This is a genomic window from Pseudomonas sp. S8 (genome assembly GCF_050473925.1).
GTDB lineage: Bacteria > Pseudomonadota > Gammaproteobacteria > Pseudomonadales > Pseudomonadaceae > Aquipseudomonas > Aquipseudomonas parakoreensis.
The window spans coordinates 1,574,631-1,589,380 of the sequence record NZ_JBFDVZ010000016.1 but is presented as its reverse complement, the minus strand read 5'-3'; the positions used below and the strand labels follow the sequence as shown (position 1 = coordinate 1,589,380).

Below are 14,750 nucleotides of genomic sequence, written 5' to 3'. Positions count from 1 at the left end.
AATCGTCTGTTTCATCGCACTCGGTGTTTTGTCACGGCGATCTCGCCTTTCTTCACGATTGATGAGTATTGCTCATCGGAACATCCCACTCAGGGCCGGTATTCAGCTCTCCGAGCGTCGATTACCTTGGTTACATCAAACAATGTCTGCTCAGTGCGTTATGAGGCTATTGCTCATAAACATTCTGCGCAGCTGCAAAGTGAGGAACATTCGATGAGTTTTTCGTTCGAGAACAAGGTCGCCCTGGTGACCGGCGCGGCTTCCGGTATCGGTCTGGCCACCGCGCAGGCGTTCGCACGGGCCGGCGCTGCCGTAGCGTTGGCGGATATCGATGACGGCGCTGCACAGGCAGCGGCGCAGGCCTTGATAGCTGCAGGACATCGCGCTATCGGCATTCGCTGCGACGTGGCGGACGTCGGTCAGGTTCAAGCCATGATCAAGGAAACGGTCGCGACATTCGGTCGTCTGGACGCTGCGTTCAACAACGCCGGTATTCAGAACCTGTTAGCTGAGACAGCCGACGCCACGGTCGAGGATTACGATCGGGTCATGTCGGTCAATTTGCGCGGCGTCTGGGCGTGTATGAAATTCGAACTCGAACATATGCGCCGCCAGGGCGGCGGAACGATCGTCAACTGCTCGTCTTTGGGCGGTCTGATCGGAGGTGCCGAGCGGGGCAACTATCACGCGGCCAAGCACGGTGTCCTCGGCCTGACCAAAAGCGCAGCGCTGGAGTATGCCGCACGCAACATCCGCGTCAATGCGGTGTGCCCTGGCTTGATCTGGACGCCGATGGCCGAGCGGATGGTCGAAGCGGGGCAGGGGGAAGCGCTGGCAGGCATGACCAAGGCTATCCCCATGGGACGTCACGGCAAGCCGGAAGAAATCGCTGACGCTGTGCTTTGGCTGAGCAGCTCGACCTCAAGCTACGTCACGGGGCAGTCCATCTCGGTGGATGGTGGTTTTGTCATGCGCTGAGGCGCGTCCACCGAAGTATCGGTAGGTCGAAACATACGGCCTGACGATCGGCCAACCGCAGGCTCTGTCGGTAATCACTTAAAGGAGTAAGCCATGCCGCCATCGAACACTTCCCGGTTAACCGCCACGCTGCTGATTGTCCTTTGCTCCTTTATCCTGCTCATCGGACTTTCGCTGCTAGCGGGTGGTTTTTATCTCGTTGCGCTGGGCGGCTCGTGGTACTTCGCCCTGGCAGGTGCAGGATTGGCCATCAGTGGTGTGTTGATGCTGCGTCGACGTCGATCCGGAGCACTGGCGTACCTGCTGGTGTTCGCCGGCTCTGTCTGCTGGTCGGTTCTGGATGTGGGGTTGACGTTCTGGCCGCTGTTTTCGCGCCTCTTCGCGCTGGCTGTCATCAGCGTACCGGTGCTGGTGGCGATCCCGTATTTGCGCAGTCGCCAGCGTGGCACACTGGCGCGGCTGGCTTGCGTGGCGGCTGCGGGCATGGTCGTGGGGCTGTGCGCAACGCTCTACGCAGCCTTGCAACCGCAACCCATTCTGACCGCCGAGAGGATGCCGGCGCCTGTACCGGGGAAAGCGGTCGGCACAGTCGAACCCACGACCGACTGGCGTTATTTCGGTCATACACCTTCAGGAACACGACATGCCGTGAGCGATCAGATAACGCCGCAGAACGTGTCGAATCTGACGCTTGCCTGGACATATCGCACAGGTGAAATACCCAAAGGTGCGCAAGGGCATGTGGTGACCCCCCTTCACGTCAATGGCGTGCTCTACGGTTGTACGCAGTCGAGCCAGTTGTTCGCCCTGGACGCGGATACCGGCAAAGAGATTTGGCATCACGACCCCAAAACCCAGGCAAACAATGTTTACCCGCGTTGCCGAGGCGTGGGCTATTACGAAGAAGCCCACGAGCTGGCCGCCTCAAACAACGCTGTTGCAGCGCAGCCCTGTTTGCGGCGAATCATCGCGACCACGGTTGACGCACGGTTGATTGCAGTAGACGCGCAGACTGGCCAGGCGTGCAGCGATTTTGGTCAGCATGGCAGCGTAAGCCTGCGTATCGGCGTGGGCGATACAGATCAGGATTTGTACTTTCCGACGGCCGCACCGACGGTTGTGCGTGATCTGGTAGTGGTCGGTGGGCTGGTGTGGGACAACCAGAAAACAGGTGAACCGTCTGGCGTGGTCCGCGCCTTCAATGTGCGCTCGGGGGCATTGGTGTGGGCCTGGGATCTGGGCAATCCGGCGATTACCCGCGAGCCTCCCGAGGGGCAGACTTACACCGCAGGTACGCCGAATGTCTGGTCGACACCGGCCTTTGACGATGCGCTTGGACTCATCTACTTGCCCACCGGCAATGCCACTCCGGATTTTTGGGGCGGTCATCGCTCCGAGGCCGATGATCGCTACTCGTCTTCCGTCGTCGCACTCGACATCGCGACTGGCCTCGAGCGCTGGCGCTTCCAGACGGTTCACCACGATCTCTGGGATTACGATGTACCTTCGCAACCAGCGCTTTACGATGTTCCTGATGGCCATGGAGGAACGCTCCCGGCACTGATTCAGACCACCAAGCGTGGCCAGATCTTCATGCTTGACCGGCGTAACGGAAAGCCAATTGCGACAGTCGAAGAACACCCTGTTCCTCAAGGTGGTGTGGCGGATGAGCGAATTTCTGCGACTCAACCCTATTCGACCGGAATGCCCGCCATCGGTACTGAGCCGCTCAGCGAAAAGCGCATGTGGGGGCTTACGCCGCTGGACCAATTGATATGCCGGATCGACTTTCGCAAGGCTAGATATGAAGGTGAGTTCACGCCGCCGAGCGAGCACCTGACGCTCCAGTACCCAAGCTGGTTGGGCGGCATGAACTGGGGATCGGTGTCCATTGCGGAAAACCTCGGCTACATGATCGTCAATGACACCCGGGTAGCCATCTGGAACCGAATGATCCCCCGTGCCGCTTATGACGCGAAAACCCTTAGTGGCGGCGGCCATGAAGGGAACGCTCCGCAGGCGGGGACACCGTGGGGTATCGAGCAAGGCCGCTTCCTGTCGCCGTTGGGTATTCCGTGCCAGGAGCCGCCTTTCGGCACCATCAGTGCAATCGACCTGGCGACTCGAAAGGTGGCTTGGTCGATGCCCCTGGGGACCACCGAGCAAACGGGTCCGCTGGGCATTGCCACGCATTTGCCGATGCCGATTGGCATGCCCACTCGGGGCGGTCCGGTGACTACATCAAGCGGCCTGGTGTTCATGGCCGGCACTCAGGACTTTTACCTCCGTGCCCTTGATGTTCGCACCGGCAAAGAACTGTGGAAGGGCCGTCTGCCTGTCGGAGCCGAAGCGACTCCAATGACTTATGTTTCCCCATACACCGGCAGACAATTTTTGGTCATCAGTGCCGGCGGTAACTCGGCGACGACGCAAAAGGGGGACTATGTGATGGCCTTTGCGTTACCTGAGCACGGCGTGCAGTAACTCCGCATGCCTGCTTACGGAAAGCACAAGCACGACTCAATTGATGAAAGGCGCGCCACTGACTGGCCTGCGCGTGAGGGGATTGACAGATCTTCCGATCAGAAATGATTGATGCAGCCACCGGAAGTTGTGTCTGCTGCGCGGACTCACTGTGGTACGACACGCAGAAAAAAGCCCGCGAGAGAGGCGGGCTTCAAGGGGGCTTCAGAGGCAGTCGGACTTGCCTATCTGAAAATTGACGATCGGTGAACTGGTTGAATCTTTGTAGAGGAGGTCAATGGAAAGACCCGATTTCACGAACTGTCCCAAACCTTTTTCATTACAGAATGCAGAAGCTGCAATCGCTCTTGCATCCTTGGTGAATTCTTCAGAATCGATTTCGTCTTTGGTAACTTTTGTGAGTGTGTAGGAAATACGCATGACCTCATCGCTGTAGGTCACAGAATCGACGCGAGTTGAGTCATCAGATACTTTTCCGGACTGCACACTCATGATGAGCGCGAGCCCTTTGAGTTGGCGCTCCCGCTCCTGCTTTTTCTCTTCCTGGCCAGATTTTGCGTGCCATACCTGTACCAGGATAAAGAGCAAAGTCATAGCCGAAAAAAATAGGATGATTCCGCGATTCTGTTTCAATTGAGAGTACCGTAGCAAAAGGCCATTGCTCATTTGAACATGCCGATCGCACCATCTCAAGTTGGAGAGGTTTCTCATTGACGACCCACAGATCTCGACGGCATCGATCCGCTGCACTGACTGTCTGGGCGTTGAAGAAATCGCACTCGGGTCAGTCGGAGAGGAATGGCGCCGGACTATCCGTACGATTCGTCATGTGTCGGTGCGGTGCCTACACGAGCGAACAACGAGTTGCATAATGCTTATCGTGCAGTTTTGCTGCTCGGACGAACCGGCTATTTGGCGATTTGGGTAGGCGTATGGTCGTCTCAAACTTCAGAGCTGCAGAGAGACTGCGCTAGGTCAGTCGTGACAGGCAGGAAACGGCCAGAAGCGGACGCCCAAGGCTAACTTTTCTCAACCCAAAGCGGTCATCATCATGTTCCAGTATTATTGCGCAGATGCTCGGACTGCTCATAGGTAGGTTGATGTATGGCCAGAAGCGTTAGGCTTCAACAGAAACTTCATTCAAAGTATCTCGTTGAGGTAGCGGGAGAGGTGGTGCTTGATGACTGTCTTGTTGAAAAGCTATGGGCGCTCAACAGAGGTGACAGGTTTGAGTTGAATTCGCGCTCTTTCAGTTTTGGGCCTGTTCAAAAATACCGCTTGGAATACGTGATAACGAGAGGACCGATTTCTGGGCATTGGCTTTACAAAGAATTTGACCCAAAGGAACTGACATTATTTTTTACGGCTAAAGACTTTGCCGGCATCTGCCATGGCTGGACCTTGTTTGACGAGTGACCACTCAGCGTTAGCTTTCTAGGAGGCAGCCTCTGGCCGATTTCAGCCTTTCGCGACCGGCTGAAACCGAACCGAAACAATCAACTTTGATGGTTGGAGACGAGCAGAGGATTGGGGTCGGAAAAAATGCTGGTTGCCGGCATTCTACCAGCAAAAAAACCTTCGAAAACCAGCTGCATTCTTTCACGTAGATCGTAAACCTCCTTCCTTTTGAGGTTTTCAATCTTGAAACTGTCTCGACGATCTAAGTGGCAGCCGAATAACAGAAAGGTGTAACTGAATATGCGGAAAATCCGCCTAGAGAGCTCTTGGGAGGGGCTTTTGCCGATCGCGAGTTGATATAGCGCCCACTCCAGCATCCAGTAGTCATCGTGAGCCCAGATTGATTCTTCGTGTAATCGCCCTATAAACGAATAGTCGTCGTATTCCTCGCAGTCAGAAGAATTTCTAGCGATTACAGAATGAGCATCCATCGAGGTAAGTCCCTTCTCATATGTCTTGGCAGCTTCGCAGGGCAGCGAGAGTGCTCTCTAACAGCGAATAGCCTACACTACCTTCTACTATTTTCTGGCACTAAAGAAGCGTTCTCAGCGATAGCTTTTGGCCGAAACCCGCCTGTCACGAAGGGCAACCACCGACCCAACTCTGCCGGTCATAACAGGCTTCTATCGACTCATAGCTACCGGTCGCCCAAAGTGATTATCACCATCGCAGCGTTTCAATACGCCACTCCTGCGAGCCAGTTACAGCTTTTTCTCAATAGCTTCGATGGCTGCCACATACGCATCATTGCCGATCCCGACTTGGCCCCACACCTCACGTTCTTCTCCGCGTTGACGGTCATATTGTTCATCAGCATCCCAAAGCGTGAGTATTTGGTTCGGAAAGCAGTACTCGTAACGGTCGAACTCATGGGGGCCAGAATCGTCCGAGGCAGCCATCAGTGAGAACAACTCAGCCGCAGAGATAGCAAAAACATCAACCCCTTTAAACGTGAAGTTGAGTTGAGAGCTCCAGGAAACGCCTATGAACTGGACTTCATCGCTAGGGCCGTACTCAAGCTGGATTGAAGATTCGCAGAAATAATCGACGCGGCCATTGGAGCACTCCAGCTGGAATCCACTCACAGACATTGCTTCCCTTGCTGCGGTACGTGAAGCGCCAAGCCGTGCGGGGCCGATTGCTTCCAGCGGCAAAATCTCAAAAACAGGCATTCACAAATGCTTCCTGAAAATGAACAACCTAATCATTAACCTGGTGCGATTTCAACATGTTAAAGCGTCGTTCCCAAAGACCGCTTCTGGCCGATAGCTGTCACTCCTGACGCTCCACATTCGGCCAGAATCCGACATCGCCGGCGCAACCCTACATGTCTATGAAAAGGGCAGTGGGGCAGCCATTCGTCAGCAGGACGAAAAGCCCCTCCTTGACAGGCAAGTTATCTGGGCAAATACTCGCCGCAATATTCATATAGATGACTAGATAACAAGGTGAATAAAGTCGATGAATTCTTTATCCAGTGATGCCCGACTGCCGCTGTATCAACGCCTGCGTGACCAACTGGCTGAGCAGATCGCCAATAATCGCTGGCGTCCGGGGGAGGCGATCCCTACTGAAGCGGCGCTGTCTGCGGAATACCAACTGTCCACCGGCACGGTGCGCAAAGCGATTGATGCGTTGGTCAGTGAGGGCATTCTGGAGCGTCAGCAAGGGCGAGGGACGTTCATTCGCCGGGCGCAGTTTCAATCCTCATTGTTCCGTTTCTTCCGATTCCAGACTGTTTCCGGTGAGCGCCAGGTCCCGGAGAGTCGCATCCTCTCGATCGAGCCCGTTGCCGCACCTTCGGCCGTAGCGCAAGCACTGGGGTTGCCCGCCGATGCGCCGGTCATTCGTATTGTCCGTGTGCGTCTGCTTGATGTTAAGCCGGTGCTCGCCGAAGAAATCTGGTTGCCCCGCCAGCGGTTTCAGGCGCTGCTGGAGATCGACCTCAGTCGTGAAGGGCCGCTGCTGTATCCGATCTACGAAGAAGTGTGCGGACAGGTTGTTGCATCGGCCGAAGAGACGCTGACCGCTGAATCGGTGAATGACGTGAATGCCCGATTGCTCCAGGTAGCGGTCAACAGTCCGGTGATCGTGATCGAGCGTCTGGCCCGCGACTACGCGGGTAGCCCGCTGGAATGGCGTCGCTCGCGCGGCCACGCGGAGCACTTCCGCTACAGCGTGGATATTCGCTGACGCTTGCCTGCGTAGCGGAGCGTTCTGCGGCGGCTAGATCGCCGCCCGATTTCTGTTTGTTTGCCAAAGCTGACCCTGTCGCGGTGCGGTTGGCTGTCGGCTGCCTTGCGTAACACCTATAAGGATAAGAATCATGTTCAGCTGGTATCGCCAAGTCACTCCTCGGGAGCGCAAAACGTTTTGGGCCTGCTTCGGCGGTTGGTCGCTCGACGCGTTGGAAGTACAAATGTTCGGTTTGGCGATTCCGGCGCTGATTGCCGCTTTCGCGCTGACAAAGGGCGATGCCGGATTGATCAGCGGCGTTACCCTCGTTACCTCGGCACTCGGTGGCTGGGTGGGTGGGACGTTGTCTGACCGCTATGGCCGTGTGCGTACGTTGCAGTTGATGATTGTGTGGTTCTCATTCTTCACCTTTCTCTCGGCCTTCGTCACGGGCTTCAATCAGCTGTTGGTGGTCAAGGCGCTGCAGGGTTTCGGGATTGGCGGGGAGTGGGCGGCCGGCGCGGTGCTGATGGCCGAGACGATCAATCCGCACTATCGCGGCAAGGTCATGGGCACTGTGCAAAGTGCCTGGGCGGTGGGTTGGGGCCTGGCGGTCGGGGTGTTCACGCTGATCTATACCTGGGTGCCACAGGACATGGCCTGGCGTGTGATGTTTCTTGTCGGGTTGCTGCCGTCGTTCCTGATCATCTGGGTACGTCGTAACGTTGAGGAGCCGGACAGCTTCCAGCGTCTGCAAAAAGCCAACGCCATCCCACAGAGTTTCTTCAAGTCGCTCGCCGGCATTTTTCGCCCGGAACTGATTCGCGTGACCCTGTTTGGCGGGCTGCTGGGATTGGGCGCGCACGGTGGCTATCACGCGGTAATGACCTGGTTGCCGACCTTCCTCAAGACCGAGCGCAATCTCTCTGTGCTGAACTCGGGCGCGTATCTGGCGGTGATCATCTTCGCCTTCTGGTGTGGTTGTGTGGCCAGCGGCTATTTGATCGATCGCATTGGCCGTCGTAAAAACATTGTGCTGTTTGCCTTGTGCTGCGTGGTCACGGTGCAGTGCTACGTATTTTTGCCGCTGACCAATACGCAGATGCTGTTCCTGGGGTTCCCGTTGGGGTTCTTCGCCGCCGGTATTCCGGCCAGTCTGGGAGCGCTCTTCAACGAACTTTACCCTGCCGATGTACGCGGTGCCGGCGTTGGCTTTTGCTACAACTTTGGCCGAGTGCTGTCCGCTGTATTTCCATTCCTGGTCGGGCACATGAGTGACTCCATGTCGCTGGGTTCGGCGATTGGTATTGATGCCGGGATCGCCTACGGCGTGGCGGTGCTTGCCGCACTGTGCCTGCCTGAAACCCGGGGCAGGAACCTTGAAGCCAATGCCACCTCCGTTTCGGCCGGTATCAACGGCAATCAACGCGCTCGGGCGTGACAATCCTAACCTTCAGTAGATAAAACCCATGTCAGATACCCGCCCCAAGTCGATCACCGGCATCGACTCCCATGCCCATGTGTTCGACCGTGATCTGCATCTGATCGGTGCACGGCGCTACACCCCTGAGTACGACGCCACGCTTGGCCAGTACCTTGAGCATTTGCAAACGCATGGTCTGAGTCACGGTGTATTGGTGCAACCCAGTTTCCTTGGCACCGACAATAGCTACCTGTTGGCGGCGTTGAAGCACGCGCCGCAGCAGTTGCGCGGTGTGGTGGTGCTGGAGCCAAGCGTCAGTCGTTCTACTTTGAATGACATGGCTGGACTGGGCGTGGTCGGCGTGCGCTTGAACCTGATCGGCAAGGCGTTACCTGATTTTCGTGACTGTGCCTGGCAAGGGTTTTTCAGCGATATCGCTGATCTCGACTGGCATGTCGAGCTGCACCGGGAAGTCAAGGATTTGCCAGGCCTGATCCAGCAATTGACGCCGTTCGGCGTGAAGTTGGTGATCGATCACTTTGGGCGGCCGGACGCGAATGCGGGTCTCGATCAGCCCGGGTTTGGCGAGTTGCTTGAGGCCGGATCTAAAAGTCCGATCTGGATCAAGGTATCGGGAATCTATCGTTTGGGAGGTACGCCACAACAGAACATTGATTTCGCTCGAAGGGCATTACCGTTGCTGGAACAAAGCTTCGGCCTGCATCAGTTGGTATGGGGCAGTGACTGGCCGCATACGCAGCATGAGCAAAGCATCGGTTTCGCCACCGTCGTCGACCAGTTGCAAGCCTTGGAACTTTCGGCGCAAGCCAGCGACTCGCTGCTGGTGCAAGCGCCTCGAAGGTTATTCGGTTTTTAGAAAGTCGAACGCTGAAACTCAGCCGTTGCAGATGCCATTCATCTCACCCACTTACAAGAATTTGGGCACCAGCCCAACCGAGAACCTTTCATGACTCCCTTAGATATAGATCTGTTACTGACCGCATTGATCAGCGTCCTGGTGCTGGTAGCGCTGATCGTCTCGCGCCTCAAAATGCACCCGCTGCTGGCTTTGCTGGTAGTTTCCGTCGGCGTAGGCTTTGCAACCGGTATGGAGCCAGATGGCATCGTCTCCCACTTGGTCACCGGCGCCGGCAAGACATTGGGGGCAGTGGGGGTGGTCATCGCGCTGGGGGCGATGCTCGGCAAAATTCTTGCTGACGCCGGCGTCACCGAGCAGATTGCTGCGGTCATCCTCAAGCGCACAACGGATCGGATGATTCCGTGGGCGATGATGATGGTCGCGTTTGTGATTGGCATTCCGATGTTTTTCGAGGTCGGCCTGGTGATCATGCTGCCGCTGATCTTCAGCGTGGCGCGCAAGCTGGAAGGTCAGGCGCGCTTCAAGGGTTCAGCGTATGTCTATGTGGGCGTTCCGGTGATTGCCGCACTGGCCGCCATGCACGGCATGGTTCCGCCGCACCCTGGCCCGTTGACGGCCATCGCCGCGCTGAAAACCTCGGTCGGGCCGACCATGCTCTATGGTTTCCTGGCGGCTATCCCGGCCATGATTTTAGGCGGCCCATTGTATGGCGCATTCATTTCCCCGCGCATGAGCACTCGGCCCGATCAGGTGTTGCTGGATCAGTTCACCCTGGCTGAAAAAACCGACGATAAACCAAGCCCCAGCGTATACCTTGGCGTGCTGGCAGCCTTGCTGCCGGCGATCCTGATGCTGATCCATGCCGTCGCCGAGATGGTATTGGCCAAGGACAATGCGCTGCTGAAAATGGCCGGTTTCCTCGGCAATCCGCTGATAGCGATGTTGCTGGGCGTGCTGTTCGCCGGGGCCAGTCTGGTACTCGCGCGCGGCGGCGATGCGGGGCAATTGCGAGAGTCGCTGGGCAAGAGCCTCAAGCCAATCGCCTCGATCATCATGATCATCGCCGGCGGCGGTGCCTTTCAGGAACTGCTGACCAGCGCCAAGGTGGGCGATGCGATTGTGCACCTGACTCAGCAGTCGGCGTTCCCTCCGCTGATCCTCGGTTGGTTGATCGCCATGTTGCTTTCGGTGTCGACCGGTTCCGCCACGGTAGGTATCGTGGGGGCTGCCGGTTTGCTCGCGCCGCTGGCCGGTGCTGATCCCAGCCTCAACCTGCCGCTGCTGGCCTTGTCCATTGGTTGCGGCTCGTTGTTCTTCAACTACGCCAACCATGCAGGTTTCTGGATGGTGAAGGAATCCTTCGGCATGACGATGGGCGAAGCCACCAAGACTATTTCGGTGGTGCAATCGATCGTCGCCGTGGTCGGTTTGATTGTGGTGTTGCTGTTGAACGTAGTCGTGTGATGACCTGAGGCGGCGTCCAATCAGGACGCCGCCATCTGTGAAACTCCTTATTGGCCGTCGATCAGGCGCGGCAGTTGCAGCGGATTGGACTCGCCCAGTGCCTCACCGACCGGTTGAATCCACAGTCGAAAGTTGCCTGTCGAAGACAGCCACATCTCCCATCATTTCAAGGTCGAACAAGTGATGTCGGAAGACGACGGGCGAGCGGTGGACGTTCCGGCCTTCGAGGATCTTCGCGGCCACCAATATCAACCAGGCCTCAACCTTGCGGCGGATGAAGCGCTTCACGCCGCCACCTGCGTCGGCTGTTCTTGGCGCAGCGCTTGGTCACTGCGACGAACTCCAGACCTGACTGCCGAGCAGTACTCCTTGCGCGCCTGGGTGAGCTTTCTGTGTAAGGACTCATAGGCATACATGGCGAGCCGAAAGTTTGGGATCGCGACTGGAAGGAGGTGTGGAATTTCCTGCGTGAAGCTATTTCAGAAGTGGATGTTCAGGCGTTAAAGCCTGTGTGGCAGGTCGTCTTTGATGAAAATTCTGAAGATGCGGCATAAAGGTATTTCTATGTTGGGATTTGTAAGGTAGTTTTCCCATGGTGCACAAGTAACGCGAAACGCACATAGACATTCAAGCCCGGCCAATCGCCGGTTTTTTTGCTGAGGTGATATGGATACTGCCGGCCACGAGCTCGACCAAATCTACTTCGTGACACTTTACCTTCCCGGTTTCTTTTCGTTTGTATTAGTCATCGCCTTAGCAGTGCTTCGGAGGCAGTTTCTCGTCATACCGCAATGGAAAGCTTTTGCGCTTTTTACGATAGGGTTGCTGATGATCGGCGGTGCGTTACCAGTATGGCGGGCACTCTTTCCTGAGCCATGCCTCTACTATCCTTTTAAGCCATTGAGCCCTTGTTGGATGGAGCCATCTGCAGCATTTCAGATGGGACTATTTGGCGGGGTTGTCGGTGCGCTAATAGCGCTGGTAGTACTCAAGGTTTCGCGAGTAGCCGCCAGGAAAATAAGTAGTGCCAGGTAACAGAAAGCCCGCCCACTGCGGTTTTTTTTATGCCTCGAATTCACCTGTAGCCAGGGCAGCACTCGGGAATGGCTGGACGTCGATAGCCGGATAGTGCGACGTACGGAATCAACACCGGCAGCCCGCGTACCCTGACCTCAAACTTGCTTTCGGGGTGGGGCGAGATTTAAAGCTGGAGACGCTGAGCATGAATCCTGCTCGGCGCCTCCTAGATCATTTTTGGATCAGAGTGCCGAATTGGTATCGAGCATTGCCTTTTTCGCAGCCTCGAAGTTTTCTGAAGAGAACTTGACGACGTCGCCGCCCTCAATCACTACGGTTGCTGGGCCGCCGAGGATTGCATTAGCCAAGAAGGCTTTTCCTTTTTCAGTCTCCGGAGACAGAACTCTTTTCCCACCGAGGCAGGCTTGAACGAACTTCACATTGGTTCCGTTTATTTGAAAAGGGCCTGCGGGTCTAGGATTAGAGTTTTCCCCTTTTTCACAAAATGCCCCCGACAAGTCCACCAAATTCATGACCACGTGTTCGCCTTCAAACAAGCTTGCCATCGCAAGCAACGGTTGCTCTCCGGCCGGGTCGAGAACGTACATCGTTGAGGTGAACTGCCGCCACTCGTTTGCTTGGGCGGTAAAAGACAGGGCAGATGCAAGTGCAAAGGCGAAGAGCTTGCGCATTTATAACTCCATTCTTGAAAGCATTGGTTGTTTCCGGCGCTTTCCAAAGCGCTCGATCAGCAGTGGGCTGATGGCGACGTAATATTACACATGCTCTGCAGATTGGTCTTAAGTTAAGTCGTCCGAGTGAAGGCAGGCCAAAGACTGCTATAAATTTCAGTTGATTTTCGATTTTTTCGTGCAAAGACTGTCGCGAAGACGAGTTTTTCGTGTTAAGGAAGTCAACGAGCCTCGGCATTTGCCGGGGCTTTTTCGTTTCCGGCTCCCCACACCCATTTTTCCGAGCTAGCCTATGTGCGTGAAATTTCTCAGTAACGCTGCTCATTTTTGCATTCGCGGCGGCACACTCCTATTTTTTATAGGGGCTACCATGAAAATCCTGTGGGCATGCGTTCTGGCGTTGTTGGTCACCGGCTGTTCTAACCATCATCCGATAGGCTTAATCAGGTCGGGGCCTTGATTCCGGACGTTCCCCACGGCCTGGTCAACCTTGAACCACTCGAACGCCTCTGTCGGTTCACCTTGGTGCAGCGCCATCTGTTCGGCGCGTTCTTTCCGCGTGGCCGGGTCCAACCACTCCCGGGCGAGTTTTCGTTGATCTTGAAGAGCAGGGAAGGGAGAAGGTCGGAGTTGGGCATTTTGGTTTCCTTGGCAGCCAAGGGATCAGCGTAGCACCGTGTTACATGAAGAGTGTTTTAACGATTGGCAGGACGCCGGAGAGGGGAGAAATCGGTCGGAGTTATGGAACGCGCCCACAAAAGCTATGGAACACATATCGAAAGGCAGAAACTTTCGTAAACGCCAGAAACGACAAAGCCCTGAATAATCAGGGCTTTGTCGTATCAAATATGGCGGAGGCGATGGGATTCGAACTCATGGACCTGTTACAGTCGACGGTTTTCAAGACCGTTGCCTTAAACCACTCGGCCACACCTCCGTTTGCGTTGCGGGCGCCATAATACCTGAATGAAACACACTGTCAAACTCTGTGCATGGCTTGTTACAGAGCGTCTGTTATGATCTTTGCCACTGAACGTTTCAAACCAACAGGAGTGTCGCCATGCGCGAACAGGATTACGCAGTTCACAACAGCGTGCAGGCTGAGCAGCTAGAGGTTAGCCGCGTCCTGCGCAACACATACGGCTTGCTGGCGCTCACCCTCGCATTCAGCGGTGTGATGGCTTTCGTGGCGCAGCAGATGCGTGTCGGCTACCCGAACATTTTCGTGGTGCTGATCGGCTTCTACGGGCTGTTCTTCCTCACCAACAAACTCCGTGATTCGGCATCGGGCCTGGTGTCCGCCTTTGCGCTGACCGGTTTCATGGGTTTCCTGCTCGGCCCGATCCTCAACCGTTACCTGGGCATGCAGGGCGGCGCTGAAGTGGTCAGTTCGGCATTCGCGATGACCGCACTGGTGTTCGGTGGTCTGTCGGCCTATGTACTGATCACCCGCAAGGACATGAGCTTCCTCGGTGGTTTCATCACCGCCGGTTTCTTCGTTCTGCTGGGAGCGACGCTGGCAAGCATGTTCTTCCAGATCAGCGGCCTGCAACTGGCGATCAGCGCCGGTTTCGTACTGTTCTCGTCGGTCTGCATTCTGTTCCAGACCAGCGCGATCATCCACGGTGGCGAGCGTAACTACATCATGGCGACCATCAGCCTGTATGTATCGATCTACAACCTGTTCATCAGCTTGTTGCAGATCTTCGGCATCATGAGCCGCGACGACTGATCGCCGGCCTGAAACAACAAAAAACCCGCATCGGCGGGTTTTTTGTTGTTTGCGAAAAGCAGATCAGTTGATCACGATGCTGCCATCAGCCTGTTGCTTGTAAATGGTGTAGGGCAGCAGAAATGTATCCAGCACACCCGAAACCGCGGCATCTACCACCAGGCCAAGAGAGGCATTGTTGTAATTGAACGCGTCGACGTCATCCGGTTTTTCGGCGTGCAGCATGCAAAAGTCGTAGGTCGCACCGCTGTAAATGCGCGGAACGGCGCCGCAATAGGTTTTCTTGGTTTTCAACTGATCTACGGAAGCCTTGTCACTGAGCACAAGGGTCTGCACTGTCCCGCACCCGGTGAGCATCAACACCGTCAGCATCACTGCCTGAATTCTCATTACCGCCAATCCTTCGCCGGAAAAATCTCAATCTACGCCGAACACGCGCAAAAAGCA

At 55.9% G+C, this 14,750-nt stretch carries 14 protein-coding genes, 1 tRNA gene and 1 pseudogene; 8 read left to right on the top strand and 8 right to left on the bottom strand.

Annotated elements, in window-relative coordinates; translation table 11 throughout:
• Window positions 1-213 precede the first annotated feature (213 nt).
• Together AB1J88_RS08340 and AB1J88_RS08335 are read left to right on the top strand one after the other, a co-directional pair.
• On the top strand, window positions 214-978 hold the full coding sequence (locus tag AB1J88_RS08340) for a glucose 1-dehydrogenase (RefSeq protein WP_430290754.1): 765 nt from the start codon (window positions 214-216) through the stop codon (window positions 976-978).
• Between the two features lie 93 nt (window positions 979-1,071).
• Complete coding sequence (locus tag AB1J88_RS08335) at window positions 1,072-3,462, top strand: membrane-bound PQQ-dependent dehydrogenase, glucose/quinate/shikimate family (RefSeq protein WP_430290753.1); 2,391 nt, start codon at window positions 1,072-1,074, stop codon at window positions 3,460-3,462.
• 204 nt (window positions 3,463-3,666) lie between these two features.
• On the opposite strand, the gene AB1J88_RS08330 is transcribed toward AB1J88_RS08335, so the two are convergent.
• Window positions 3,667-4,095, bottom strand: coding sequence for a hypothetical protein (locus AB1J88_RS08330; protein WP_430290752.1), 429 nt, complete (start codon window positions 4,093-4,095; stop codon window positions 3,667-3,669).
• A gap of 471 nt (window positions 4,096-4,566) precedes the next feature.
• On the opposite strand from AB1J88_RS08330, the gene AB1J88_RS08325 reads away from it, so the two are divergent.
• A complete protein-coding gene (locus AB1J88_RS08325; protein ID WP_045122409.1) occupies window positions 4,567-4,878 on the top strand; it encodes a hypothetical protein in 312 nt (103 codons plus the stop codon).
• A gap of 80 nt (window positions 4,879-4,958) precedes the next feature.
• On the opposite strand, the gene AB1J88_RS08320 is transcribed toward AB1J88_RS08325, so the two are convergent.
• On the bottom strand, window positions 4,959-5,351 hold the full coding sequence (locus tag AB1J88_RS08320) for an Imm41 family immunity protein (RefSeq protein ID WP_145593480.1): 393 nt from the start codon (window positions 5,349-5,351) through the stop codon (window positions 4,959-4,961).
• A 270-nt stretch (window positions 5,352-5,621) separates the two neighbouring features.
• Entirely contained in the window at window positions 5,622-6,092 is a 471-nt protein-coding gene (locus AB1J88_RS08315) for a hypothetical protein (protein WP_085654133.1), read from the bottom strand.
• A gap of 289 nt (window positions 6,093-6,381) precedes the next feature.
• Here AB1J88_RS08315 and AB1J88_RS08310 point away from each other — a divergent pair, with 289 nt between their 5' ends.
• The 4 genes from AB1J88_RS08310 (at window position 6,382) to AB1J88_RS08295 (ending at window position 10,862) form a co-directional block, all read left to right on the top strand.
• Window positions 6,382-7,113, top strand: a complete 732-nt coding sequence (locus AB1J88_RS08310) for a GntR family transcriptional regulator (protein ID WP_150708456.1) — start codon at window positions 6,382-6,384, stop codon at window positions 7,111-7,113.
• 133 nt (window positions 7,114-7,246) lie between these two features.
• The gene (locus AB1J88_RS08305; protein ID WP_430290751.1) at window positions 7,247-8,536 is read left to right on the top strand and encodes an MFS transporter; all 1,290 of its coding nucleotides are present in this window, start codon (window positions 7,247-7,249) and stop codon (window positions 8,534-8,536) included.
• A 28-nt stretch (window positions 8,537-8,564) separates the two neighbouring features.
• Window positions 8,565-9,395 carry an amidohydrolase family protein gene (locus AB1J88_RS08300; RefSeq protein WP_430290749.1) on the top strand — a complete coding sequence of 277 codons (831 nt, stop codon included), beginning with the start codon at window positions 8,565-8,567 and terminating at the stop codon, window positions 9,393-9,395.
• Window positions 9,396-9,485: 90 nt separating this feature from the next.
• Window positions 9,486-10,862, top strand: a complete 1,377-nt coding sequence (locus tag AB1J88_RS08295) for a GntP family permease (RefSeq protein ID WP_108182563.1) — start codon at window positions 9,486-9,488, stop codon at window positions 10,860-10,862.
• 102 nt (window positions 10,863-10,964) lie between these two features.
• Here the strand turns inward: AB1J88_RS08295 and AB1J88_RS08290 are convergent, their stop codons facing one another.
• The 4 genes and pseudogenes from AB1J88_RS08290 to AB1J88_RS08275 all read right to left on the bottom strand — a co-directional run bounded on the left by AB1J88_RS08290 (window position 10,965) and on the right by AB1J88_RS08275 (window position 13,508).
• Window positions 10,965-11,150, bottom strand: a complete 186-nt coding sequence (locus tag AB1J88_RS08290) for a hypothetical protein (protein WP_222019472.1) — start codon at window positions 11,148-11,150, stop codon at window positions 10,965-10,967.
• A 971-nt stretch (window positions 11,151-12,121) separates the two neighbouring features.
• Window positions 12,122-12,571: a hypothetical protein gene (locus AB1J88_RS08285; protein ID WP_041072612.1), complete on the bottom strand. Its 450-nt coding sequence runs from the start codon at window positions 12,569-12,571 to the stop codon at window positions 12,122-12,124.
• A 426-nt stretch (window positions 12,572-12,997) separates the two neighbouring features.
• A pseudogene (locus AB1J88_RS08280) lies at window positions 12,998-13,162 on the bottom strand (DUF159 family protein); the annotation flags it as partial.
• Between the two features lie 258 nt (window positions 13,163-13,420).
• Window positions 13,421-13,508: transfer RNA gene (locus tag AB1J88_RS08275), tRNA-Ser, on the bottom strand.
• A 123-nt stretch (window positions 13,509-13,631) separates the two neighbouring features.
• Between AB1J88_RS08275 and AB1J88_RS08270 the strand changes: the two genes are divergently transcribed.
• Window positions 13,632-14,303 carry a Bax inhibitor-1/YccA family protein gene (locus tag AB1J88_RS08270; protein WP_430290748.1) on the top strand — a complete coding sequence of 224 codons (672 nt, stop codon included), beginning with the start codon at window positions 13,632-13,634 and terminating at the stop codon, window positions 14,301-14,303.
• Between the two features lie 63 nt (window positions 14,304-14,366).
• Here AB1J88_RS08270 and AB1J88_RS08265 read toward each other — a convergent pair whose 3' ends face one another.
• The gene (locus tag AB1J88_RS08265) at window positions 14,367-14,693 is read right to left on the bottom strand and encodes a YceK/YidQ family lipoprotein (RefSeq protein ID WP_430290747.1); all 327 of its coding nucleotides are present in this window, start codon (window positions 14,691-14,693) and stop codon (window positions 14,367-14,369) included.
• Window positions 14,694-14,750: the final 57 nt, after the last annotated feature.

Bases quoted from the DNA above. Each gene is read 5' to 3' on its own strand.
- AB1J88_RS08310 (WP_150708456.1), top strand. From the start codon at position 6,382: ATGAATTCTTTATCCAGTGATGCCCGACTGCCGCTGTATCAACGCCTG.
- AB1J88_RS08340 (WP_430290754.1), top strand. From the start codon at position 214: ATGAGTTTTTCGTTCGAGAACAAGGTCGCCCTGGTGACCGGCGCGGCT.
- AB1J88_RS08285 (WP_041072612.1), bottom strand. From the start codon at position 12,571: ATGCGCAAGCTCTTCGCCTTTGCACTTGCATCTGCCCTGTCTTTTACC.
- AB1J88_RS08265 (WP_430290747.1), bottom strand. From the start codon at position 14,693: ATGAGAATTCAGGCAGTGATGCTGACGGTGTTGATGCTCACCGGGTGC.
- AB1J88_RS08300 (WP_430290749.1), top strand. From the start codon at position 8,565: ATGTCAGATACCCGCCCCAAGTCGATCACCGGCATCGACTCCCATGCC.
- AB1J88_RS08335 (WP_430290753.1), top strand. From the start codon at position 1,072: ATGCCGCCATCGAACACTTCCCGGTTAACCGCCACGCTGCTGATTGTC.
- AB1J88_RS08270 (WP_430290748.1), top strand. From the start codon at position 13,632: ATGCGCGAACAGGATTACGCAGTTCACAACAGCGTGCAGGCTGAGCAG.
- AB1J88_RS08315 (WP_085654133.1), bottom strand. From the start codon at position 6,092: ATGCCTGTTTTTGAGATTTTGCCGCTGGAAGCAATCGGCCCCGCACGG.
- AB1J88_RS08305 (WP_430290751.1), top strand. From the start codon at position 7,247: ATGTTCAGCTGGTATCGCCAAGTCACTCCTCGGGAGCGCAAAACGTTT.
- AB1J88_RS08295 (WP_108182563.1), top strand. From the start codon at position 9,486: ATGACTCCCTTAGATATAGATCTGTTACTGACCGCATTGATCAGCGTC.
- AB1J88_RS08320 (WP_145593480.1), bottom strand. From the start codon at position 5,351: ATGGATGCTCATTCTGTAATCGCTAGAAATTCTTCTGACTGCGAGGAA.
- AB1J88_RS08325 (WP_045122409.1), top strand. From the start codon at position 4,567: ATGGCCAGAAGCGTTAGGCTTCAACAGAAACTTCATTCAAAGTATCTC.